Origin of the sequence: Nocardiopsis endophytica (genome assembly GCF_027706725.1) — a bacterium.
GTDB lineage: Bacteria > Actinomycetota > Actinomycetes > Streptosporangiales > Streptosporangiaceae > Nocardiopsis_A > Nocardiopsis_A endophytica.
Genome location: NZ_JAQFWQ010000003.1, coordinates 103,932 through 126,430, shown reverse-complemented (window position 1 = coordinate 126,430; position 22,499 = coordinate 103,932). Strand labels below are relative to the sequence as shown.

Genomic DNA, 22,499 nt, shown 5'->3' with positions numbered 1-22,499 from the left:
CGTCGGTAGTCTCCGGCGGGGACCGCACGCACCGGGGGAAATGGGGAGAGTGGCACATGGCCGTGGAACTGAGCTTCGAACGCGATCCGGCGATCCTCGACCGGCTGGCGGAGGAGCTGTGCGCCGCCGCCGGCGTGGAGCCGCCCGAGGCCCGGGAGGACGGGGACGACGACCTCGGGGTGCTCGGCGCGGTCGTCGCGCGTGAGGCGGGCGCGCTGGAGGGGTGGGCCGTGCTGCTGGCCCCCGACGACGAGGACGACGAGGGCCCACACCTGCAGTGGGCGCTGGCCGCCATGGAGGCCGAGGGGCTCAAGAGCGGCGTGGAGCCGGTGCGCGACCTCGGCGACGCCGAGTTCGCGGTGGTCGAGCGGATGGTCCGGGAGGCGGCGGCGCGCGCCGCGGAGCTGGGGCACGACGCGCTGCTGTGGTCGCCGACCCAGCGCGAGGCCGATGCCCGCCTGGCCGAGCCGCTCGGCGCCGAGGTGGACCGCGAGGAGGGCCGCACCTGGGGCGCGGGCGCGGACTGGCGGCGCCCGCCCGGCCTGCCGCCGGTGCGGGTGCGCACCATGCCGACCGAGCCCGACGACGCCCTGCTGGACACCTACGTGGAGCTGTACCGGGCGTTCGGGGCCGACAACGACTTCGGCGAGGACTGGGACCGCGAGGATGTGCGGGAGTGGCTGGACAACAGCCACCTGGGGCCGGACCTGCTGGTCGGTGAGGCCACCTTCGACCTGATGCCCGAGGACGGCGACGGGGTGCCCTCGGCCCAGTTCACGGTGCTGGTGGACGACAAGGGCACGGCGTCGGCGGGCCTGGTGGTGCACCGCGGCCCCGAGGCGGAGGCGCTGGCCGGGGCGCTCGCCGAGGCCGTCGAGGGGCTGCGCGCCGCCGAGGGGGTGCGCGAGTTCCACCTGCAGGAGTTCGACGACGAGATCGTCGCGGAGGCGGCGGACCGCGCCGGGTTCGAGGTCATCGACCGGTGGCCGGTCTACATCCTGGAAATCATATAAGTAGAATCCATATTGGCGTCACGATGAAGGAGTCATAGAAGAAGAAAAGAGAATTAGGGGTGACTTTCACCCCGCTCTGTAAAATTTATGTCAGATCGGTGGGACAGTCGGGGTTGGGATGCGCTAGAATCACCCTGTGAACTCTAACCTGCCTGTCGTGAGCCTCTTTTCTGGAGCTGGCGGCCTGGATTGCGCCGTCGAGCGTTGTGGTGAACCGCCGCTTGTGCATGACAACACAGGGTCACCGCTCCGTGTTGCTGTTGCCACGGACTATGATGAGACCGCCCTCCAGACCCTTTCTCTAAATTTTCCTCACACAAAGACGCTATGTGGAGACATTAGGGATACGTCTACGAGCGACATCCTGGCAGCTGGAGGGCTGAGCGTTGGTGACCCGACACTGGTAGTGGGAGGGCCGCCGTGTACCCCCTTTAGCAAGTCAGGGTTTTGGGTGGAAGAAAAAAGGAACAGCTCAGATCCCAATGCCTCGCTTCTGGATGATTATGTACGTGTAGTGCGAGAGAGTAAGCCGGAAGCGTTTATCCTCGAGAATGTTCAGGGGCTAACATACAAGACGCATAAGGCCCAGTTCGATCGTCTTATGGCGGGATTGACTGCGGCGGGGTACAACCCTACATACAAAGTCCTCCTCGCCGCAGAATACGGCGTTCCGCAGTTGCGGCGCCGTGTCTTTGTAGTGGGGCGTAGAGACGGTAAGAAATTTCATTTCCCTGAGACGACTCATTCCGGCGAGTCGGAGCGGGACAGAATCGTAGATTCCTCTAAACTTCCGTTTGTTTCTGCGCGGACTGCTTTTAAAGGCATAAAAAAAGAGAAGCTTGAAGATAGTGAAATAGTAGAAGGCACGTACGCTGACCTTGCAGCCGAAGTCCCTCCAGGCCAAAATTACCTCTGGCACACTGATCGCTACGGCGGGAAGAACGTATTCCGTTGGAGGAGTCGCTACTGGACATTCTTGCTGAAGCTTGATCCTGAGCGGCCGTCGACGACTCTTCAGGCACAGCCGGGGCCATGGGTCGGGCCATTTCACTGGAGCAACGTCCGCAATGCGAGAGGCGATATTCGTGCTCGTCGGCTCCGCATTTCGGAAATGAAGCGACTTATGACATTTCCAGATGAGTTTGAGTTTGTTGGAGGGAAGCGCGAAGCTCAACGTCAGCTTGGAAATGCAGTACCAGTTGAACTAGGGAAAGTTGTAATTCGTTCGCTTATGGAGCAACTTGGCTACATGTGCGCGGAGCAGCCTTCATCGGTAAATGGAACGCAAATTTCTCTTTTGTGAGGTAGGCATTGGGAGTCCGAATTGACAAAGCAAAGGCACAGCTCGTGCTTGAAGACGCCTATCGCGCTTCCGGGGGCAATTCTGCTCTTCCTGTAGAATGGGAAGAACTTGCTAGGTATCTAAGGGAGCAAGATTCCCCGAAGACTTATACTGCGGCACTGACTACTGCTCTACTTGCCCGTGCTTGCAACGAAGAAGTCGACCCCCTTTCTATTAAAGAAAAGTATAGTAGTCGCTCTTTTTCTTTGAGGACGCTTTGTCATACCGTCGTCGTTCCCTACTCGGTCGAACTCGGCTTCGATATAGGGGCAACAGGGCGCGAACCAATTAATAATCAGCCGTTTTTTAGGTACGATCATTACGACCAGATAGAAAGAATTCAAGGCCGGGCGCGGCCGTACTTTGAGCGCCTTCGCCGCGCCCTCTTGGATGTCGACCTAGATGAATACTCGGAAGAGCGAGCATTCGAGAGCCTGGCTGCTGTCATCAAAATATGTAGAGAGTACAATAAAAGCGAACGTTTGGATATTCTTCCCGAAGCTTCATCCGAAGTACAGATAATACGACTAGCTCAAGAATTCGTTACAACAGGGCCTGAAGTTCCTAAGAAGTTGCAAGCTTGCGTCGCAGCGGCACTAGACATCGTTTGCGAAAATGTTATTTCGCGGAGATTGAACGATCCATCGCGAGACGTGCCTGGTGATGTGCAGGCTGTATCGGGGAAGAAGCCATTCCTCGCGGTGGAGGTGCGAGGCAAGGCGGTTTCTAAGAGTGAACTTGAGCAATTTGTTCGCAGCGCTAGACAGTCGGGTATCCCAAGAGCGTGCCTCGTTGTAGATTCGCCATTCCATGAAAGTCTGCCTCCAGTGTACGTATCTGAATTGGAGGCTAAATATGACTGCTTGGTCGAAGTCGAAGAAAGTGTCAGCTCTTTCCTGAGATCTACTTTTTTCTATCCGGATTGCTTGCCGCTCGTACTTAAGCAGTTCCCTGTTCGCATGCTTCGTCGAATGGAAGAGATTGAGGTTCAAGCGCCAGTGATCGACTCTTGGATTAGTGAACTCAAGCTAGGGAAATAGTTTAGAGTTGATCTAGGTGTGATCAGAAGTGTGGTTGTGTGTAGATTTATTGGGCTAGGCGCTGCTTCGGGACGTTCTGGTGACTAATGTGTCTCACTCCAAATAGTCTCTGTGGCCTGGTGTGAGTGCAAGGCCGTCATCGGGGTGCCTTGCTATTGTGGTGCTCCCTGCGCAGGCCTGACTTCCGTAAATGATAGACCGTTGTGCAGTGGGCAAGTAGTCTCGTGTTCCTAGCATCCGGCGGTGACCGCTGAGAGGGTATATGCGGACGCCAGGGCGGGGAAAATCCGCTTCTTTTAATGTGGAGTAGCTCATTAGCTCCCGCTAGCTGCTCTTCAGGCGTCTCCATCGTGAACTAGCCGCCTGACCCTCCAGGTGTAGATCCTTTCTGTTATGATTCACGTGCTGTCTGTTGTAGTGGCGGTTCCCGGCCCGCTCCTGTTTGGAGTCTGAACACTGACCAAGCCGGCAGTTGCCCCGGAGTGGACTCGGATCCGAATAGGGAGTAGAGCAAGCGGGTAATCTCTTTGCAAGTCAGCGGCATGAGCCCTTGCGGAGTCGGGTGGCGGTGGGGCGCCTGCACGAGGCAGGCGGCCGTGAATGCGTAGGTGACCATGGGCAGCAGGCTCTACTGGTGCCAGGAGGCCCATGTCTGTATCTGGTGCTTGTCCAGCCCCGCAATGCCTTTTTCCTGTTAGAGGGACTCGCTACTCGCCAGTGGCGCCCAGGCACCGCCACCTGGCGTGCCAGCGTCATCAACCAGGGGAATACACCGGTAATGCACCGGCTTGGTGCTGCGGCTATAGACCTCGTCGGAGGCCACGCAGGCGCCGGGAGTGCGCTCCAGGGCAGCGCGGAGATCATCCGGAGGCCTGGCTCTGGCTTGGTCGTGAAACCGGTGCCGGGAGCACCCCGGTCGTGGGGGCCGGGCCGTGCGGCCCGGCCCCCGCCTCCCGCGGTTCGGCCGCTTCAGCCCTCCTTGCGGGCCGTGTACTCCTCGGCGAGCAGGCCGAGGACGACCTCGTCGAGGAACTCGCCCATCACCCAGGCCGAGGAGCGGGTCTGCCCCTCGCGGACGAAGCCGTTGCGCTCGGCGGCGTGCAGCATGGCGAAGTTGTCCGCCAGCGTCTCGATCTGCAGCCGCTTGAGGCCGCGCACGGTGAAGCCGTAGTGGCACAGGGCCGCGACCACGTCGGTGCCGTAGCCCTTTCCGCGGTGGGCGGGGCGCAGGCCCAGTCCGACGTGCGCGGACCGGTGGTGCGGGTCGATGCCCGCGAGCACCGCGGTCCCGATCAGCGTCCCGCCCTCCAGCTCCACCACGGAGAACTGCACGGTCTGCTGGTTGGAGTCGTCCACGACGAGCCGCCGGTCCCTGGTCCCGGGCGTGAGCGGCCGCCACGGCTGCCCGTCGGCGCGGGACCCGTTGACGACGTCGTCGTAGAGCTCGGCGAGCAGGACGGGGATGTCGTCGTCATGCCGGGCCCGGAGGCCGACCTTGGTTCCTTTGAGCATTGCAGTGTTCTATCCGATCGGACACCTCGCCCGCTATACGAATAAAACGGAAAAAACGTCCGAATGTGGACAGGGGGCGCGGGGCGTGGGCCGTGCGCCAGGCCCCGGGCAGGGCGCGTGCCGACGGGGACGCCCCCGTCGGCACGCGCCACCGTGCACTGCCGTGCATTGCCGTGGACCGGCCCGCTCCGGACCGGTGCACGGCTCAGACCAGGCGGTCCACGGCGGACCCGAACCCGAGCCAGGTGTGGCGGTTGCCCCACCAGCACCAGCCGACCTTGGGCGCGTCGCGCCGCTCCTTGCCGTCCCTCCCGGTCCCGTTGCTGATCCAGATGGCGGGGGTCCGGGAGTCGAACCTCCCGTTGTCCTTGCGCAGCCGGGACCCGATGGTCATGAAGCACAGGTTGCGGTCCAGGGCCTCCGGCTGCTGCAGCACCCAGTGGATGCCCTCGGTGAGCAGCAGCGGCGACCGGCCCTCCCTCTCCAGCTCGGGCAGGGCCTCCTCAGGGCTCCAGTTGGACATGCGGTCGCCGCGGTCCACGCCGGTGAGCAGGTACAGCGGGGCGTCGGGCGGCTCGATGCCGACGGGCGCGAAACGGTCGACGTCGGTCATGTCGCCGACGACGAATCCGGGCTTGTCACCGCGCCGGAGCAGCGGCGCGAGCGCCGATGCGGGCGCCCGGTCCGGGTGGACGGCGAGCAGCGCGCCGTCGTTCCCGGCGGCGGACGCTTCGGCGAAGGCGCGGACGTCGTCGGCGGAGACCTCCGCCCGCTCGTGCACCCCCAGCCCGATCAGCCGCTCCGCCTGGTCGGCGAGCGACGGCAGCGGGGGAAGCGTGGTGGTGGGCGATTCTACGGTCACAGAACTCCTCGTTCTCGCGGACGGGGGGCGGCGACCGGCCGCCCGGCGGGCACGGCCCACGGGACCCGGCCCCGGTCGCGGATTCCTCAACGGCGCGAGCGCCGCCGATGTTCCCGTGATCGGCGACGAATTCCTCCGGCCGCACCGGCCGCACCGGGCGGGGCCTCAGCCGGCCGGACGCCCCCGGCGGGCGTGCCAGGCCCGGGAGAACAGCTCGGCCATGGGGACCGTCGGCAGGTGCCGCGCGAGCATGCCCGCGGCCCCGGGCAGGCCGTGGAGCTTGGCGGTCTCCACCCCGCCCGGCACGGGGGAGGTGCTCCACCCGCCGGGGGCGAACAGCGTCCGACCGCTCCGGGGGCGGTCGGTGCCGGTGACGACGAGGTCCCCGCCCAACTCCTCCGCCGCGGCGGCGCGGCGGTCCTCCTCCCACCCGTTCCACACGCACACATCGGCGTCGGCGGGGTCCGGAAGCGCGATGACCTGGAGGTACAACCGGGCGGCGTCCTCGCTCAGCTGCTCGGCCTCCGCCACCTCGGCCACCAGGCCGGGCGCCGAGACCAGCGGGTCCTGGCGCCACCCCGAAGCGGCCCCGACCTCGTCGGCCAGGCGTGCGCTCCCGTCCGAGAGCAGGAACCGCACCTCGTCGAGGATCGGCGGCGCGGCCGGAGGCACGGGACGTGGTCCCCGACGGCCCTGCGGCGGATCGGGGGTGAGCAGCGACTTCAGAGAGTCCAGGCGCGGATCGGCGCCGCCGTCCAGCGCCGCCGGGGCCAGCCAGGCGTCGTAGCCGTCGCCGCCGGGCGTCAACCGCACGGCGCCGGTGACCGCGAGCGCACCATCGTCCAGCGGCCGGACACCCGCTCCGAACGTGTCCTCCACGCGCCGCACACTGCGCACCCCCGTGCCGACGCGCACCAGGACCGCCGGGTCGGTGCACAGCGCGCGCAGCTCGCGGATGCGGGAGGCGACCAGGGCCGCGGGTGCCCCGGCCGGGGCGCGGTAGGCCGATGAGACGGCGGCCCGTCCGGCGCCGTCGATGTCCTCCGCGCGCAGCGGCCGGCCTTCGCTCAGCAGGCCCGCGACGGAGCGGACGGGAGCGCGGTCGGCCTGGGTGCGGCGCCACATCGCGTCGGGCACCGGGGCCCACCGCGGGTGCCGGTCGAGCCACAGGCGCACGGCCGCCCCGGTGTCGGGGCCCACGTCCCACAGGCGGACGGGGTCGGCGGGGACGAGCGCCTCGATCAGTGCGTCATGCTCGTCTCCGCCGGTGAGCTCCGGCAGCAGCGCGGTCCGCGCGACGCCGACCTCCGTCTCGCTCAGGCCCAGCTCGGTGAAGTGGTCGGCGTCGGACCGCCACACCGCCTCCCAGGGGAGGTTCACGGGCGGCGAGGCCGGTACACGGAAGTCGGCGAACGGGGAGAGCAGCACCGCGGCCTGGGCGAGGGGGACCCCAGTGGCCTCGCTGAACGCGCGCACCCCTGCGGCTCGGTGCGGTGCGGGTCCACGGTCCTCCACCAGGTCGGCGGCGACGGACAGGCGCAGCGCGTCCCCCCAGCACCCCCGCCCGGGGCCAGGGGAGGAGGTGTGCACCAGCGCGGCGATCCGAGAGGCCGAGCTCCCGATCCCGTGCCAGTGGCGGTCGAGCAGGAACGCGGCGCCGCCACCGAGGGCGTATGCGCGGTTCGGTTCCATCCCGCGGTAGCGGCTGCGCCACTCCATGCGCCATGTCCCGTCGGCGGCGGCGATCGCGGGTGTCTCGGCCAGGTCGCGCAGGTTGTCGACGGCCGACGCGCGGGCGGCCTCGTGCGGACTCCAGGCGGCGCGCAGCGCGGCCCGTCCCAGTCGGCCCACGACGGCGGCCCCGTCGCCGATCGCCTCCGCGTCGAACTCGGCGACGGGTGTGTACGGCGCGGCGGGCAGGGCGGCCGCGCGTGGGCCCAGTTCCGCGATGCGGGCGTAAGCGGCGGCGCGGGACGACCGGGTCCCGCGTGCGGCGGGGACGTCCACGGTGAGGGGTGTCCGCGCTCCGGACGCCCCGGGCCTTCCGGGGGCCCCGGCCCCGCCTTCCGCGTCGGCGGGAACGGCGGCGGATGCTCCCGGCGGCGCGGCCGGCGCGGTTCCGGCGTTCGCCGGGGCGGGCAGCTTCAGCCGCTCGGCCAGCCCGACCAGCCGGTCACGGCACTCGGCGGCGGTCCACACCGCCGCGGCGACGCCCAGCAGCAGCCGTTCGTCGGTGACCTCCGGCAGCACGGCCCGCACCAGCCCCGCCAGCTCGTGGACGAGCGCGGCCCGCTCGGCCCGTTCGAGCAGCGCGTCGGCGTCGGTGGCCTCGATGATGCGCGCCGCCAGACCGGCGTGCACGGTGTCCAGCAAACGGCGGGCCAGGGCGTCGTCGGCCGCCCGCAGTGCGCGCGATCCGGCCTCGTCGCGCGGCGACATGCGGGACCACCAGCCCGGCGGGAGCACCAGACCGGTCCCCGCCGCGTACCGGTGGGTCAGGGGTCCGGTCGTGATCAGCCCGGAGGCGACGAGCCCGATGCCGTTGTGGCGGACCCAGACGGACCCCACGCGGTAGCGGCCGATGGCGCGCCCGTCGGCGTCTCGCAGCTCCACCTGCCGGGCGCCGACACGGTGCACCGATGCCTCCCCGTCCGCGCCAGGGAAGCGCACCCGCTCGGCCTCGGCCGGGGGCCGGGTCCGCGCCTCGGGGTGCCGGGTCGGGGGAAGCACGTCGGCGGGGTCGTGCGGACAGTGCGGGCCGCCGTGCTCGGCCGCGACGACGGCGTCCCCGACCACGGCGAAGCAGGTGTCGCGCAGGGTGGTCGCCCGGTCGAAGGCGAAGGGCAGGACGGTCTCGGGGCCGAGGCGGTCGGGCAGCACGGCCCGCGACCGGCACAGCGCGTCGCGGCGGAGGTCGCCGGAGGGGTACTCGGTCAGGATCAGGTCGGGCCCGCTCTCGAGCAGGGCGGCCCCGGGGCCCACCGCTCCGGCCAGGTGCGGCAGCGCCAGTTCGTCGAGCAGCCCGCCGCGCAGGGCGGTGGCCAGTGCGTGCGCCGGGTCGGCCGCGGCGATCACGGCACGCGCGTGCTTCTTCACCCATGCGGGCACGGCGCCGTGCAGGGTGAACCGGTCGATGTCGCGCACGGCCGTGTAGAGGTCCGGTAGGCCCCCGTCGACCGCGCGGTCGGCGTGGTCGCGGAGCAGGCCGGCGAGGGTGTCGGCGGCGCCCGGGACCTTCGTCAGCGCCTTGGCGGCCTTGGGCGAGGCGGACAGCGAGACGGGGACCGCGCCGCGCCGCTTCCCGCCGGGGGCCGGGTTCTCGTGCGGGCGGCCCAGCGCGAGCGTGCCGAGGCGGTTGCCGTCGACCGCCTCCCGCAGCAGCGCGCCCCAGACCGGGTCGGCCGCCATCGCGGACAGGTCGGGCCCACGGGCCGTGTCGAGGTAGCCCGCCAGCCGCAGCCCGCCCACCGCCCGGGGCGGGGCCACCGGGACGCCGCAGGACAGCAGGAGGCTCACCAGGCCCAGGTCGAGGAGGGTGTCGGGCCGGGCGTCCATGGCCCTGTGCACCTCGCACTCCAGCCCTTCCGCGCGGAGCCGTGCCCCCGCGTCGCGCAGCAGGTCCTCCAGCCCGTCCACGGGCGGCGTCATCCCGCTGTAGCGGGCGAGGAAGCCGTTCAGCCAGCGCAGGACATCCGGGCCGGACACCCCGGAGTCGGTGAAGGGCGCCGCCGAGCCCGTCCCGGCGAGGGCGCCGACCAGGGCCCCGGCCGCGGCGGTCCTCGCCTTGGCGCTGTCCCGGGCGGGCTCGGGCAGCCGCGTGGCCAGCACGGCGAGGAAGGCCGGGTCGGAGCGGGCCTCGGCGCCCAGCAGCGGGCCGAAGAACTCCCACACCTCGGGCCCGGCCTGCTCCAGGGAGCCGCCCTCGGCCAGCGCGCGCACCGCCCGGGCGTCCGCCCGGTCCTCGTCGGGGTCGCCGGAGGCGCCGGGGGTGCGTCCGGCCGCCTGCGCCAGCGTCTTCAGGCCGGTCGCCAGGTGGCCGGAGGCGGGGCTGCCCGCCTCGGACCAGGCGGTGGCCAGGCGGCGCTGCCAGGCGTGGGCGGGGCCGGGGGCCAGGCGGGCGGCGAGTGCGGCGGCGTGCGCCTTGAGCGTGCCGGGCGCCCGGTCGCCGAGCGGGAAGCCCAGGTAGGCGTCCACGACTTCGGCCTCGTCGACCGGGTGGTGCCCCTGGGACTCGGCCTCCCGGGCGAGTTTGAAGAACCCGGCGGCGTAGGTGTCGCTGCCCACGCGGGCCTGGACGGCGGCGCACTCGTCGTAGAACAGGGTCAGCAGCTCGGGGGCCTGCGCCTCCAGCCGGGCGGCGGTCTTGAGCATTGCGTCTCGGGCCCGGCCGGGCTTCGTTGAGGCGAGCTCGGCGCTCGCGCGCAGCTCGGGCAGGAGTCCGACGACGAGGTCGCGCCGGGCGGGGTGCCGGTCGAGGGCGCGGGCGAGGAACCCCGGCGGGCGGGTGCGCACCGCGCCCGCCGGGGTCTCCCCGGCCGGGACCAGTCCGAGCACGGACAGCGCGGCCCGGTCGGCGTCGAGCTCGGACCGGGGCGCGGTGACGACGACCGGCTCGTCCAGGGCCGGGTGCACGAAGCGGCACGCGACCAGCGCGTCCTCGCCCCGCTCTTCGCTCCCGTCCCCGTCGGCGGGGCGGCCCGGGACGACGCCCTCGGGGTCGGCGAGCACCGACGCGCGTGTGCGCGGCGCGGGGGCGATGCCGCTGCCGACGGCCCGGTCCGCATCGGCGGCCGTGCGCTCCTCGCAGGCCGCCTCGTACAGCTCCTCGGGCTCGGGGTCCCCGTGGTCGGCGGCGGTCCGCGCCCGGTACAGCTCCATCAGCGTGCGCACCCCCTCCGACCAGGCAGTGTCGTCGATGCGCTCACCCGGGCACGACCAGGAGACGGCGTCGACGGACACCATGGCCTCCGGCCCCTGCCAGCGCAGGTCCACGGTGAGGCCGACCTCGCCGCCGCGCGCGTCGCCGGTGACGGAGAAGCGGGCGGACTCGCCGCGGATCCGGCCGCCCAGCGCGATCACCTGCTTCTCGAACGCCCAGCCCTGCTCGTACTCGAAACGGCGGGGCACCCGCAACCGGGCCGTGGAGCGGTCCATGCCGGGCGGGCGGCGCCACACCTCGCGGCCGAGCTGGGCGGTCCCCTGTTCGGCGCCCAGCGACCGGGCCAGCAGCCACCACGCGTTCAGGTCGTCGCCGAGGAGGACGGGATGGACGATGAGCAGGCGGTCGGCGTCCAGGCGCACCGGCTCGCGGTCCAGGCCGACACCGGAGGCGCCCTTGTCCGTGTCGGCGTCGCGGAGCAGCGCGCAGCGGGCGAGGTCGGGCCCATCGTCGGTGACGGGGGCGACGACCAGCCCGTCGAGCGCCCGCCGCCACACCGGGTCGGGCCACAGCGCGCCGAGGAGCCCGGCCGGGACCGGCAGCGACCGCAGCATCCAGTGGCCGACGCGCTCCCGTGCCCGGCGGTCGTGCCGGCCCAGCCAGGACCGCACCTCCAGCAGCGCGGCGACGTGCGGGTCCTTCTTCACCTTGGCGGGTACCCGGGCCGTCTCGCGTCCCTGCGCACCCCGGTACACCGGCTCCGCGTCGCGCCCGACCCCGCGCAGCGCCACGGAGCCCCCGTCCCCGACCTCGATCCAGCCCATGCGGTGCCCGTCTCCTCGCCGTCGCCGTCGGTCCTCCAGCCGTGATCTTGGACGGGCGCGGTGACGTTTCGGTCTCACCGGGTGCGCGCCGGGCCGGAAGGGGGCGGGGCGGGGCCGGATCCCCTCCCGGCCGGGAGGGCGGGGTTCGCGGTGTCCTTACCAGGTCACGGGCAGCTCGTACACGCCGTACACCTGGCCGTCGTGCTTGAACGGCAGCTCCGCGGCGTCCACCGCGAGCTTCAGGGACGGGATGCGCTTGTACAGCGTCCCGTACGCCACCTGCAGCTCCATGCGTGCGAGCTGCTGTCCCAGGCACTGGTGCACGCCGAACCCGAAGGCCGAGTGGTTGCGTGCGCCCCGGTGCACGTCGAGGGTGTCGGGGTCCTCGAACACCCGCGCGTCCCGGTTGCCCAGCTCCAGGCCGAGGAGGACGCCGTCCCCGGCGCGGATCGTCTCCCCGGCGACCTCGATGTCCTCCAGGGCCACCCGCCGCAGGCCGCTCTGGATCACCGTCAGGTAGCGCAGCAGCTCCTCCACGGCCGAGGCGACGGTCGCCTCGTCGCCCTCGCGCACCCGCTCCAGCTGGGCCGGGTGCTCCAGCAGCGCGACCGTGCCCAGGGCGATCATGTTCGCGGTGGTCTCGTGCCCGGCGATGAGCAGCAGCACGCCGATCTTGGCGGCCTCGTTCCGGTCGATCTCCCCGTCGCGCACCCGCTGCGCGAGGCCGCTGAGCACGTCGTCGGCGGGGGAGCCGGCCTTGTCGTCCACGAGCCCGGCCAGGTAGGAGAAGAGCGCGCCCATCGCCGCGTCCCGGTCGGGCAGGGGCGTGTCGCGGTTGATGACGGCGGCGCTGTTGCGCTGGAAGAAGTCGTAGTCGGCGTAGGGCACGCCGAGCAGCTCGCAGATCACCAGCGACGGCACCGGCAGGGCGAAGTCCTGCACCAGGTCGGCCCGGTTCGGACCGGCGAGCATCGCGTCGATCCGCTCGTCCACGATCCGCTGCACGGCCGGGCGCAGCGCCTGCACGCGCTTCACGGTGAACGGCGAGGCGACCATGCGCCGCAGCCGCGCGTGCTCGGGGTCGTCCATCAGGATGAAGCCGACCGAGGACTCCTCCGGCCGCGGCCGGTCGACGGGCAGGGGGTAGTTCTCGTTGGTGACGTCGGAGCTCAGGCGAGCGTCGCCCAGCAGCGTGCGCTGCTCGGCGTGCCCCGTCACCAGCCAGACGGCCTGGCCGGTGGGCATGCGGACGCGGCGCAGGGCGCCTGCGGCCTGCTCGGCACGGGCGGCCGGCGCCGGGTCGAAGGGGCATGCCGCGTCCCGGGGCGCGGGGTATTCGGGGAGGTCGGCGGTGTTCGTGGCGGCCGTGTCGGTCATCGCGCACTCCAGTGGTCGTTCCGTGGGTCTGCGGCGGCGCGCCGCATCGGCGGGGGAGCGGCGCACGGATGGGGGATCGGCGTCGGCTCCGGCCCCATCGGGGCCGGAGCCGCGCATCAGGGGTGTCCGAGAGGCCGCCGACGCCCGGCCCGGACGGGTCGGGGCGTGACGGCGGCGCCGGTCGTGGGATGCGGCGGTCCCGCCCCTCTCACCCGGCGACCGGGGAGCCGGGCACCGGGGGCGGGGGCGCGAAGGCGTCGGAGACCTCGCGTCTCCACTGGCGCGCCTGCTTGGGCATGTTCCAGCCCAGCACCCCCTCGGTCCGGTTCCCGCGCCTGAACCGGACCACGAAGCGGCCGTCCCCGGGGGCGCCCTCCACCACCTCCGCCTCGGCCGACGCCGAGGGCAGGCCGTGGATCTGGATCTTGGCGCCGAACTGGTCCGTCCACAGGTAGGGGACGGGGGCGTAAGGGCGTTCGTCGCCGAGGACCGCCCCGGCGACCGCGCCCGCCTGCTCCACCGCGTTGGTGCGGTTCTCCAGGCGCAGGCTCCGCCCCAGCCCCTCGTGGTGCCAGCGGGCCACGTCGCCGACCGCGTACACGCCCTCGGCGGCGCGGCAGTGCGCGTCGCACACCAGGCCGTCGGAGACCTCCAGGCCGGACCCCTCCAGCCAGTCGGTCTCCGGGCGGGCGCCGACGGCCACCAGCACCGTGTCGGCGGGCAGCTCCTCGCCGGTGTCCAGCAGGACCCCGCGCACCCGCCCGCTTCCGCTGTCGGCGATCCCGGCCACGGCGGTGCCCAGCCGCAGCCGGACCCCCTCGGTGCGGTGCAGGTCCGCCAACAGCCCGCCGACCAGCGGCCCCAGCTGGGCCTCCATCGGCACGCGCTGCGGCCCGACCAGCGTGGTGTCCAGGCCGAGCCCGCGCGCGGTGGCGGCGGCCTCGGCGCCGAGCACGCCCTCGCCCACCACCACCAGGCGCCCGCGCCCGCTCCGGGCGCCGTCCAGCAGGTCGGCGCGGAGGGCCGCCGCGTCGTCCAGGGTGCGCAGGACGTGCACGCCCTTCAGCCGCTCCTGGCCGGGCAGCGTCCGGGGCCGCGCCCCGGTGGCGACCACGACGGCGTCGCCGACGACCGCGCGCCCGGACGCGGTGGCCACGGTGCGCGACAGCGGGTCGAGGGCGGTCGCGGGGTCGCCCAGCACCCACTCCGCGCCGAGCCCGTCCAGCACCTCGGGCGTGCGCAGGCGGGTGCGCTCCGGGGGCCAGGCCCCGGCCAGGACCTGCTTGGACAGCGGCGGCCGGTCGTAGGGCCCATACGGCTCGGCGCCCACGACGGTGACGGCGCCCGCGTGGCCCTTGCGGCGCAGCGCCTCCACGGTCGCGAGTCCGGCCGCGGAGGCGCCGACGACCACCACGCGCGGCGAGGCGCTCACGCGTCCTCGTCGACGGTGATCGCGGCGGCGGGGCAGACCTGCGCCGACTCGCGGACGGCGCCGTGGTGCTCCTCGCCGGGGGCGGCGTCGAGCAGCACCACGACCCCGTCCTCGTCGCGCTGGTCGAACACCTCGGGCGCGATCAGGGCGCACTGGCCCGCGCCGCAGCACTTGTCCTCATCGACGGTGATCTTCACGGTCGCTCCTTACCTGCTCGGCGGCTGTGTTTCCGGGATTCCGGCCCGGGACCGCGGGCCGGGGCGGCGGGGGATGCGTTCCTCGGGTGCGCAGGGCGGGGACGGGCGGGTCAGGCCCCCGACCCGGCCGCCCCGCCGGAGGGGGAGACGGGCGCGAGGACGAGCCCGTGCAGGGCGTCGACCAGCCCGGTGGCGGCCTCGTCCCAGGTGCCGCGGAGGGTGGGGCGGCCTGCGGCGAGGTTCCGCTCGCGCTCGGCGCAGACGTTGAGGATGAGGTGGCGGAACATGTCCCCGCGCTCCCTGCGCACCTCGTCGGGGATCCCACGGGTGCGCATGTCGAGCGCGTGCATGATCTCCCGCAGCGACGGTGCGGACAGCGCCTCCTCGACGATGATCCGGCGGAACACCGGATCGGCCATGACCTGCACGCTGAAGCGCGCGAACCAGGTGGGCACCCCCAGTCCGTCCAGGTGCTCGGTGACCGGCCGCACCAGGCACGCCAGCCAGGCGCGCGTGTCGTCCGAGCCGCGCACCCGGCCGACCATGGCGATGCGCCGTTCCTCGACGGAGTCGGTGTGCCGCCGCACGATGGCGCGCACCAGGTCGGCCTTGGTGCCGAAGTGGTAGCCGACCGCGGCGTTGTTGCCCTGCCCGGCGGCCTCGCTGACCTGCCGGTTGGAGACCGCGAACAGGCCCTCCTCGGCGTACAGCCGCTCGGCGGCGTCCATGATGGCGACGCGGGTGGACTCGGAGCGCTCGTACCGGGAAGCGGCGGGAGGCACGGTCACCACCTCACCGGGACGGTCGCCAGCCCGCCGACGGCGAGCCCGTCGACCCGCCGCAGCTCATCGGCGGGGACCGCGAGGTCCAGGCCGGGCAGCCGGTCCAGCAGCACCTCCAGCACCACCTGCAGCTCGGTGCGGGCCAGCGCCTGGCCCAGGCAGGAGTGCGCGCCCGATCCGAAGGCGATGTGCTGGTTGGGCAGGCGGTCGAGCACCATCGTGTCGGCGCCCTCGAACGCCCCCGGGTCCCGGTTGGCGGCGGCCATCGCGCACATCACCGTCGTCCCGGCGGGAACGGTCTCGCCGCCGATCTCGGCGTCCTCGGTGATGAAGCGGGGCAGGCCGATGCCGGAGTTGGCGTCGAAGCGCAGCGCCTCCTCCACGGCGGTGCGCACCAGGCCGCGCTCCTCCAGCAGCCGCTCCCACCGGCTCCGGTCGGACAGCAGCATCGCGACCATCTTGCCGATCATGTTGGCGGTGGTCTCGTGCCCGGCGACGAGCAGGCCCATCCCGGTGGCGACCAGCTCCATGTCGGTCAGCCGAGCGCCGTCCCCGTCCGGGCCCGTGATGAGCGCGCTGAGCAGGTCGTCGCCCGGGTCGGTGCGCCGGCGCCCGATGTGCGCGGACATGTAGGCGAAGAACTCCTTCTGGGCGGCGGAGATCTCCTCCTCGGTGTAGCGCGTGAGGTTGAGCAGGGTGTCCGACCAGTAGGAGAACCGGTCCCGGTCGGACTCGGGGACGCCGAGCAGGTCGCAGATCACCCAGACCGGCAGCGGGAAGCCCAGGTGGGCCTTGAGGTCGGCGGGCGCGCCCTCCGCCACCATGCCGTCGATGAGCCGTTCGGCCATCTCCCGGATGCCGGGGCGCAGCGCGTTCATGCGCTTGGCGGTGAACCACTTGCCGACCTCGCGGCGCCAGCGCTGGTGGCCCTCGCCGCTGTCGGGCACGGCCGAGGCCATGTCGCTGTTGAACACCCCGCCCGACTCGTTGGCGGCGATGCGGGCGGCGCCCTCGCCGGTGAGGCGGCGGGTGAAGCGCGGATCGGCGAGCACGCTCCTGACGTCCTCGTACCGGGTGACCAGCGCGGCCCCGTCCCCGGAGGGCAGGGTGACCCGGGCGACCGGGCACTCCGAGCGCAGCCGTTCCCACTCGGACGGCGGCTCCAGCGCCGAAGGGGCGGGGATCGGGTAGGCGAGCACCTGCTCGGCGTCTTTCTCCATGGCCTTCCTCACGTTCCGTGGGGGCGGGGTACGCGCCCAGTGAACCGCCGGGGCTACAGTAAGTCAAGCGACTGCTTTAAAAGTTCGCCGCACTCCGAGTACTCCGACCGCCGCCGTCACGGAAGGCCCCTCCATGTCCCAGGCCGCGCAGGCCGACGGCGCGACGTCCGCCCCCGCCGAGGCGCCCGCCGCGTCGAGACCGACCGCCGTCATCGCCGTCCTGGCGTTCGCCGGCGTCACGGTCTCGCTGATGCAGACCCTGATCGTGCCGATCGTGCCCCGGCTGCCGGAGTACCTGCACACCACCCCGGCCCAGGCCGCCTGGGCGGTCACCGCCACCCTGCTCGCCGCCGCCGTCGCCACCCCGGTGGCCGGGAGGCTGGGCGACATGTACGGCAAGCGGCGGGTGTTGCTCGGCAGCATCGGGCTGATGGTCGCCGGATCGGTGGTGGCGGCGCTCAGCGGCTCCCTCGCGCCGATGATCGTCGCCCGCACGCTCCAGGGCGCCTCGGCCGGGGTGATCCCGCTGGGCATCAGCATCATGCGGGACACGGTCCCGGCGCACCGGCTGGGCGCGGCGACCGCCGCGATGAGCGCGTCGCTGGGCGTGGGCGGCGCCCTCGGACTGCCGTCGGCGGCGCTGCTGGTGCAGAACGCCGACTGGCACGCGCTGTTCTGGACCGCCGCCGGGGTCGGCGTCCTCGGCGCCGTCCTGGTGGTCGCCGCGGTCCCGGAGTCGCCGGTGCGCAGCGGCGGCCGCTTCGACCCGGTTGGGGCGCTGGGGCTGTCGGCGGGTCTGCTGTGCCTGCTGCTGGGCGTGTCCAAGGGCGCCGACTGGGGGTGGACGAGCGGGACGGTGCTCGGGCTGTTCGCCGCCGCCGCGGTGGTGCTGGCGCTGTGGGGCGCCTGGGAGCTGCGCACGGCGCACCCGCTGGTGGACCTGCGCACGACGGTGCGCCCGCAGGTGCTGGCGACCAACGCGGCCTCGGTGGTGTTCGGCTTCGCGATGTTCGCGATGTCGCTGGTCCTGCCGCAGGTGCTGCAGCTCCCGGCGGCCACCGGCCACGGGCTGGGGCGCGACCTGCTGACGGTCGGCCTGGTGATGGCGCCGTCCGGGCTGGTGATGATGGCGATGGCGCCGGTGTCCTCGCGCATCTCGCGGGCGGCCGGGCCCAAGGTGACGCTGATGGCCGGTGCGGTCGTGGTGGCCCTGGGGTACGGGCTGGGGACCGTGCTGATGGGGTCGCTCTGGGAGCTGGTGGCCGTGTCGAGCGTGATCGGCTGCGGTATCGGGCTGGCCTACGGGGCGATGCCGGCCCTGATCATGGCGGCGGTCCCGGTGTCCCAGACGGCGGCGGCGAACAGCCTGAACACCCTGATGCGGTCGGTGGGGACGTCGGTGTCGAGCGCGGTGGCCGGTGTGGTGCTGGCGCACATGACGGTGGACTTCGCGGGCACGGCGGTGCCGTCCCAGGGGGCGTTCCAGACGGTGATGGCGATGGGCGCCGGGGCCGCGGTGGTGGCACTGCTGGTGGCCGCCCTCATCCCGGGGGCGCGTCCACGGCCGTGAGAACAGGGGAGGGGCCGACGGCCCCTCCCCCTCAAAGGCGGATCATCGTGAACTCTCCGGAAGGGGAGCCCGACCCGCGTCATCCGTCAGTCGAACAGCTCCTGGGCCGAGGAGACGGTGAAGGCGCGGTCGGCCCAGTGGTCGAGGGTGTCCAGGTCGGTGCAGGCCGTGATGCGCTCACGTGTGGTGGTGTCGGTCTCGATCCTGCGGGACCGCAGGATTTTGAGGATCATCCGTGCGGTGGCGTCGGCGCGTCCCTGCTCGACGTAGCGTTCGGTGAACGGTGACGTGAAGCCGTAGGTCTTCGCAGACACGATGTCCTCCAGTCGGTTGACGCGGTTGCTCTGCAGCGTCACTTTCGTGAAGTGGGGCAGTCGTTCGCCCGCCTCCTGCTTGACGAGTTCCACCACCAGATCCGGGTCGTTCTGGAAGAGCTCGGTGAGGAACTCGTGCTCGATCTTCGGCATGCCGCGAAAACTACCGAGGGGCACTGACAAACTACGTTGGGTGTCCATTTGGTCGGTCTCTGCCGGTCATGGGGTATTCGGGGTGCATGTCCGCAGGGTCCAAAAGCCGGGGAGGATACGACAGCTCCGGCCCCCGATGCGCCCCTCCCTGCTGTGAATACCGCCTCAAGGTGACCGTGTGACCTCCGGGTTCGGTCGCGGGTAGTGTCTCGCCGCGGGAGTTTCGTGCCGTAGTGCGAAACTCCTTCTCTTTGCTCCGGGCCGTTCGGCCCGCGTCCCGTCCCCTTGACCGATGTCCGGCCGACCGCCGCTGGCGGTCACACCGAGCTGCCCGAAAGTGAGCGGCTTATGACCACACTCAGGACGGCGTGGCGGCGGGCCACGCTCCCGCGCCTGTCGGTGCTGCGCACCGAGGCCCTGTCCGGGCTCGTCGTGGCCTTGGCCCTGATCCCGAACGCCGTCTCGTTCTCGATCATCGCCGGTGTCGATCCCAGCGTCGGCCTGTACGCGGCCACCATCCTCGCCGTCGCGCTGGCCTTCCTCGGCGGGCGCCCGGCGATGATCTCCACCGCCACCCCGGCGATGGCCCTGGTGGTGGCGCCCCTCGGGCGCGAGTACGGGGTCGACCACCTGCTCGCGGCCACCGTGCTGGCCGGGGCCTTCCAGGTGGCCCTCGGGCTGGCGGGCGCGGCCCGGCTCATGCGCTTCGTCCCCTCCAGCGTGGTCACCGGCTTCGTCAACGCGCTCGGGGTCATGATCTTCGCGGCGCAGATCCCCTACTTCGCCGGCGACGGGTGGACCGTCTACGCCATGATCGCCGCGGGGCTCGCCGTCATCGTGCTGCTGCCCCGCCTCACCCGGGCGGTGCCCGCGCCGCTCGCGGCGATCATCCTGCTCACCGCGGCCGCCTGGGCGGGCGGCCTGAACGTGCCGACCGTCGGCGACATGGGGCGCCTGCCGGACGGCCTGCCGGTGCCCTTCCTGCCGGACGTCCCCCTCAGCTGGGAGACGCTGCGCGTCATCGCCCCCACGGCGCTCACCCTGGCCCTCGTCGGCCTGATCGAGTCGCTGATCACCGCCAAGCTCGTGGACGACTACACCGAGACCGGCTCGGACAAGGCCCGCGAGGCCCGCGGCCAGGGCTGGGCCAACATCCTGTCCGGCCTCTTCGGCGGCATGCCCGGGTGCGCCACCGTCGGCCCGACCGTGATGAACGTGCGCTCCGGCGCCCGCACGCGGCTGTCCCTGCTGTTCGCCGGGGTGTTCCTGATCGCCCTGGTGACGGTGTTCGACGGCCTGGTCGCAGGTATCCCGATGGCGGCCCTGGTGGCGGTGATGGCCTACGTGGCCGCCACCACGGTGGACTGGCGCAGCCTGCACCCGCGCACCGTGCGGCGGCTCCCGTGGAGCGAGACCCTGGTCATGGCGGTCACCGCCGGGATCATCCTGGCCACCCACAACCTGGCGCTGGGCGTGGGCACCGGGGTCCTGGCCTCCATGGCGCTGTTCGCCCGGAACGCCGCCGTGGTCGCCGAGGTCACCAGCGTCCTCGACCCCGAGGGGGGCACCCGCGTGTACTCGGTGCACGGCGAGCTGTTCTTCGGCTCCCGCGAGCAGGTGCTGCACCGGTTCGACTTCGCCGAGCCCGGGGTCCGCGCGGTCACCATTGACCTGTCGGGCGCCCACGTATGGGACGCCTCCGCCGTCGCCGCCCTGGACCAGGCGGTGGAGCGGTTCCGCAAGAACGGAGTGGAGGCCGCGCTCACCGGCCTCAACGCCCCGAGCGCGGCCCTGCACAGCAATGTGAGCGGCCTGATGGTCGAGGCCAGGTAAGGCGGCACCGGGGCGGGCCCGGGGCGCCGTGTCTCAGGCGAACAGCTCCTCCGACGACGACACCCTCAGCGCCAGGTCGCCCCAGGCGTCCAGGGTGTCCACGTCGGTGCAGGACACGATGCGCTCGCGGGCCCGCTCCTCCACGGTGATCCCCCGGTGCCGGAGGATCTTCAGCAGCAGCCACGCGGACGCCTCCGCGCGGCCGCTCTCCAAGCCGCGCCCGGCCGGTGCCGGTGCGGCACCCTCGACGGTCGAAACCACGATCTGCCTCCCATCGGTGTCGGCCCGGCGCCGGTTCCGAGACCGACGCGGTACCGGCGCTCGTCGGCGCCGACAAGGTCGATGACCGCCTTGCCCACCAGCCCGTCCTCAACGGCGCGGCTCAGGCTGCTCGGGGACCCCCGCGAGCCTGCCCCAGCCGTTCTCCTCGGCCAGCTCCGCCATCTTCGGGTCGGCGCCGACCGCCACCGGGTGGCCGACGAGCCCCAGCAGCCCGGCGTCGGAGACATGGTCGCCGTAGGCGTGGCACTCGGCGGGCTCCGCCCCCGCCTGCTCCATCAGGCGGCGGGCCGCGTTCTCCTTGCCGTCCCCGATCATCGACCGCAGGACCCCGCCGGTGTACACGCCGTCCTCGGCCTCCAGCAGGGTGCCCACGGCGGTGTCGGCTCCGGCGTGCTCGGCGATCGGGTCGAGGCAGGCCGAGAACGACCCCGACAGCAGCACGGCGGTGCGCCCTTCGGCGACGTGCTCCCGCAGCGTGGCGAGCACGTCCCCGTGGAAGAGGCCGCCGCGTTCCATGTGGCCGCGGAACCAGTCGCGGCCGATCTCGGCCACCTGCTCCACCTTGTATCCGGCGAACCGCCGGTAGAAGAGCCGGTTGCCCTCCTTGCGCGGCAGGCCGGGCCGGATCAGCCCGCGCGCCTCCGCGCGCAGGCGCTCCTGCTCCTCAGGCGGGTGCCCGACCGCCTCCAGGAAGAAGTCGTAGTAGTCGAACATGCTCTTGATGGAGATCAGGGTCTCGTCGACGTCGTAGAAGGCGAAGGCCGTGCGCTGTGTCGTCATGGGTACTCCGGTCGGGTCGGCCGTGATGAGGGGAGGCGGGGCCGGCCGAGGACGGTTCGGCCGGCCGGGTCAGCCGAGGACGAGGGCGATCTCGGCGACGGTGTCGCCCTGCTGGACGGCCCGCATGCGGAAGCCGTCCGCCCCGTCCCCGCCGTCGGGCCGCGCGGACAGGTGCACGGCGTCGTCGAGCTCGGCGAACTTCTCGAAGGAGCCGTCCAGCCACAGCACCCGGCCGGGCCCGGCGGCGTCCGCGCCGCCGGACAGCAGCAGGGCGCACTGCCGGGCCGCCTCGCTGAACACCATGGCGGGCACGTGGTCGTAGGGGTGGTCGTACATGCTGCGGTTGCGGAAGGTGCGCGGGCTCAGCGCGGCCGAGACCGAGACGCCGTCGCCGTCGCCGTCGTCGAAGGCGACGCCGTCCAGCACCGCGTTGCCCGGGTCGAGCCGGCGCACGTCGGCCGGGTCCACCGGCGTCTCCGCCGGGTCGGCCCCCAGGGTGAAGGCGGTGGGCACCTCGGCGCCGCGCTGCATCCGGCGCAGCCTCAGGTACTGGTCGGTCGGGGTGCAGCCGACGTCCATGGTCAGCCGCCCCAGCGGGCGCCCGTCCAGCTCCAGCTCCATGGCGAAGTCGATCGAGCGCAGCCGCCCGGCGCGGTGCCGCCGCCCGGTCACCCGCCCGTCGATGCGCAGTCGGCCGGGGCGCTCGCCGCAGGCCAGCGCGTCGCCGTCGGAGACCGCCAGCGACCAGGCGGTGACCATGAACGTGGTCTCCCGCGGCACGTCCTCGTGCAGGTGGGCGGCGTAGGTGACGGACTGGCGGCAGGCCTCCAGCACCAGCAGCGCGTCGTGGAAGCCGGACCCGCCGGTGTGGTCGCGGTAGTAGGAGTGGGACAGGGGCAGCTGGGCGGCCGCGGCGAAGCGGCCCTCGCCCACGGCCCGCGAGTCGGTCAGGAACACCTCCGACAGCGACCAGCGGTGGACCAGGCTGCGCGGCACCGTGTGCTCGTCGCTCAGGTCCGCGGTGGCGGGTGCGGCGGTCAGTGTGGGCACGGGTCCTCCTGGTGGGTGGGTTCCGCGGGTGGGTCGG

General features: G+C 72.0%; 17 protein-coding genes. 5 read left to right on the top strand and 12 right to left on the bottom strand.

Annotation, left to right across the window (positions count from 1 at the left end; translation table 11 throughout):
• Positions 1–56 precede the first annotated feature (56 nt).
• From O4J56_RS02010 to O4J56_RS02000, 3 genes are all read left to right on the top strand, one after another.
• Positions 57–1,013: a hypothetical protein gene (locus O4J56_RS02010; RefSeq protein WP_270683306.1), complete on the top strand. Its 957-nt coding sequence runs from the start codon at positions 57–59 to the stop codon at positions 1,011–1,013.
• A gap of 136 nt (positions 1,014–1,149) precedes the next feature.
• Positions 1,150–2,316 carry a DNA cytosine methyltransferase gene (locus O4J56_RS02005; RefSeq protein ID WP_270683305.1) on the top strand — a complete coding sequence of 389 codons (1,167 nt, stop codon included), beginning with the start codon at positions 1,150–1,152 and terminating at the stop codon, positions 2,314–2,316.
• 8 nt (positions 2,317–2,324) lie between these two features.
• Positions 2,325–3,395 (top strand): restriction endonuclease, SacI family, encoded by a 1,071-nt coding sequence (locus O4J56_RS02000; RefSeq protein ID WP_270683304.1) that lies wholly within the window; start codon positions 2,325–2,327, stop codon positions 3,393–3,395.
• 969 nt (positions 3,396–4,364) lie between these two features.
• On the opposite strand, the gene O4J56_RS01995 is transcribed toward O4J56_RS02000, so the two are convergent.
• The 8 genes from O4J56_RS01995 to O4J56_RS01960 form a co-directional block, all read right to left on the bottom strand.
• Positions 4,365–4,907 carry a GNAT family N-acetyltransferase gene (locus O4J56_RS01995; RefSeq protein ID WP_270683303.1) on the bottom strand — a complete coding sequence of 181 codons (543 nt, stop codon included), beginning with the start codon at positions 4,905–4,907 and terminating at the stop codon, positions 4,365–4,367.
• Between the two features lie 205 nt (positions 4,908–5,112).
• Entirely contained in the window at positions 5,113–5,769 is a 657-nt protein-coding gene (locus tag O4J56_RS01990) for a DUF5701 family protein (RefSeq protein WP_270683302.1), read from the bottom strand.
• A 165-nt stretch (positions 5,770–5,934) separates the two neighbouring features.
• Positions 5,935–11,472: a DUF4132 domain-containing protein gene (locus tag O4J56_RS01985; RefSeq protein WP_270683301.1), complete on the bottom strand. Its 5,538-nt coding sequence runs from the start codon at positions 11,470–11,472 to the stop codon at positions 5,935–5,937.
• A 156-nt stretch (positions 11,473–11,628) separates the two neighbouring features.
• Positions 11,629–12,849, bottom strand: coding sequence for a cytochrome P450 (locus tag O4J56_RS01980; protein WP_270683300.1), 1,221 nt, complete (start codon positions 12,847–12,849; stop codon positions 11,629–11,631).
• 208 nt (positions 12,850–13,057) lie between these two features.
• The gene (locus tag O4J56_RS01975) at positions 13,058–14,281 is read right to left on the bottom strand and encodes an NAD(P)/FAD-dependent oxidoreductase (RefSeq protein WP_270683299.1); all 1,224 of its coding nucleotides are present in this window, start codon (positions 14,279–14,281) and stop codon (positions 13,058–13,060) included.
• Positions 14,278–14,478, bottom strand: coding sequence for a ferredoxin (locus tag O4J56_RS01970; protein ID WP_270683298.1), 201 nt, complete (start codon positions 14,476–14,478; stop codon positions 14,278–14,280). Before O4J56_RS01970 ends, O4J56_RS01975 begins: the two co-directional genes overlap by 4 nt.
• Positions 14,479–14,588: 110 nt before the next feature.
• On the bottom strand, positions 14,589–15,266 hold the full coding sequence (locus tag O4J56_RS01965; protein ID WP_270683297.1) for a TetR/AcrR family transcriptional regulator: 678 nt from the start codon (positions 15,264–15,266) through the stop codon (positions 14,589–14,591).
• Complete coding sequence (locus tag O4J56_RS01960) at positions 15,263–16,480, bottom strand: cytochrome P450 (RefSeq protein ID WP_270683296.1); 1,218 nt, start codon at positions 16,478–16,480, stop codon at positions 15,263–15,265. Before O4J56_RS01960 ends, O4J56_RS01965 begins: the two co-directional genes overlap by 4 nt.
• Before the next feature lie 133 nt (positions 16,481–16,613).
• Between O4J56_RS01960 and O4J56_RS01955 the strand changes: the two genes are divergently transcribed.
• Positions 16,614–18,050 carry an MFS transporter gene (locus O4J56_RS01955; RefSeq protein ID WP_270683295.1) on the top strand — a complete coding sequence of 479 codons (1,437 nt, stop codon included), beginning with the start codon at positions 16,614–16,616 and terminating at the stop codon, positions 18,048–18,050.
• A gap of 86 nt (positions 18,051–18,136) precedes the next feature.
• Here the strand turns inward: O4J56_RS01955 and O4J56_RS01950 are convergent, their stop codons facing one another.
• Positions 18,137–18,517: a hypothetical protein gene (locus tag O4J56_RS01950; RefSeq protein WP_270683294.1), complete on the bottom strand. Its 381-nt coding sequence runs from the start codon at positions 18,515–18,517 to the stop codon at positions 18,137–18,139.
• 348 nt (positions 18,518–18,865) lie between these two features.
• Here O4J56_RS01950 and O4J56_RS01945 point away from each other — a divergent pair, with 348 nt between their 5' ends.
• On the top strand, positions 18,866–20,350 hold the full coding sequence (locus tag O4J56_RS01945; protein WP_270683293.1) for a SulP family inorganic anion transporter: 1,485 nt from the start codon (positions 18,866–18,868) through the stop codon (positions 20,348–20,350).
• A 33-nt stretch (positions 20,351–20,383) separates the two neighbouring features.
• On the opposite strand, the gene O4J56_RS01940 is transcribed toward O4J56_RS01945, so the two are convergent.
• The 3 genes from O4J56_RS01940 to O4J56_RS01930 form a co-directional block, all read right to left on the bottom strand.
• Positions 20,384–20,611: a hypothetical protein gene (locus O4J56_RS01940; RefSeq protein ID WP_270683292.1), complete on the bottom strand. Its 228-nt coding sequence runs from the start codon at positions 20,609–20,611 to the stop codon at positions 20,384–20,386.
• Positions 20,612–20,719: 108 nt separating this feature from the next.
• On the bottom strand, positions 20,720–21,412 hold the full coding sequence (locus O4J56_RS01935; protein WP_270683291.1) for an HAD family hydrolase: 693 nt from the start codon (positions 21,410–21,412) through the stop codon (positions 20,720–20,722).
• Between the two features lie 69 nt (positions 21,413–21,481).
• Entirely contained in the window at positions 21,482–22,462 is a 981-nt protein-coding gene (locus tag O4J56_RS01930; protein WP_270683290.1) for an AfsA-related hotdog domain-containing protein, read from the bottom strand.
• Positions 22,463–22,499: the final 37 nt, after the last annotated feature.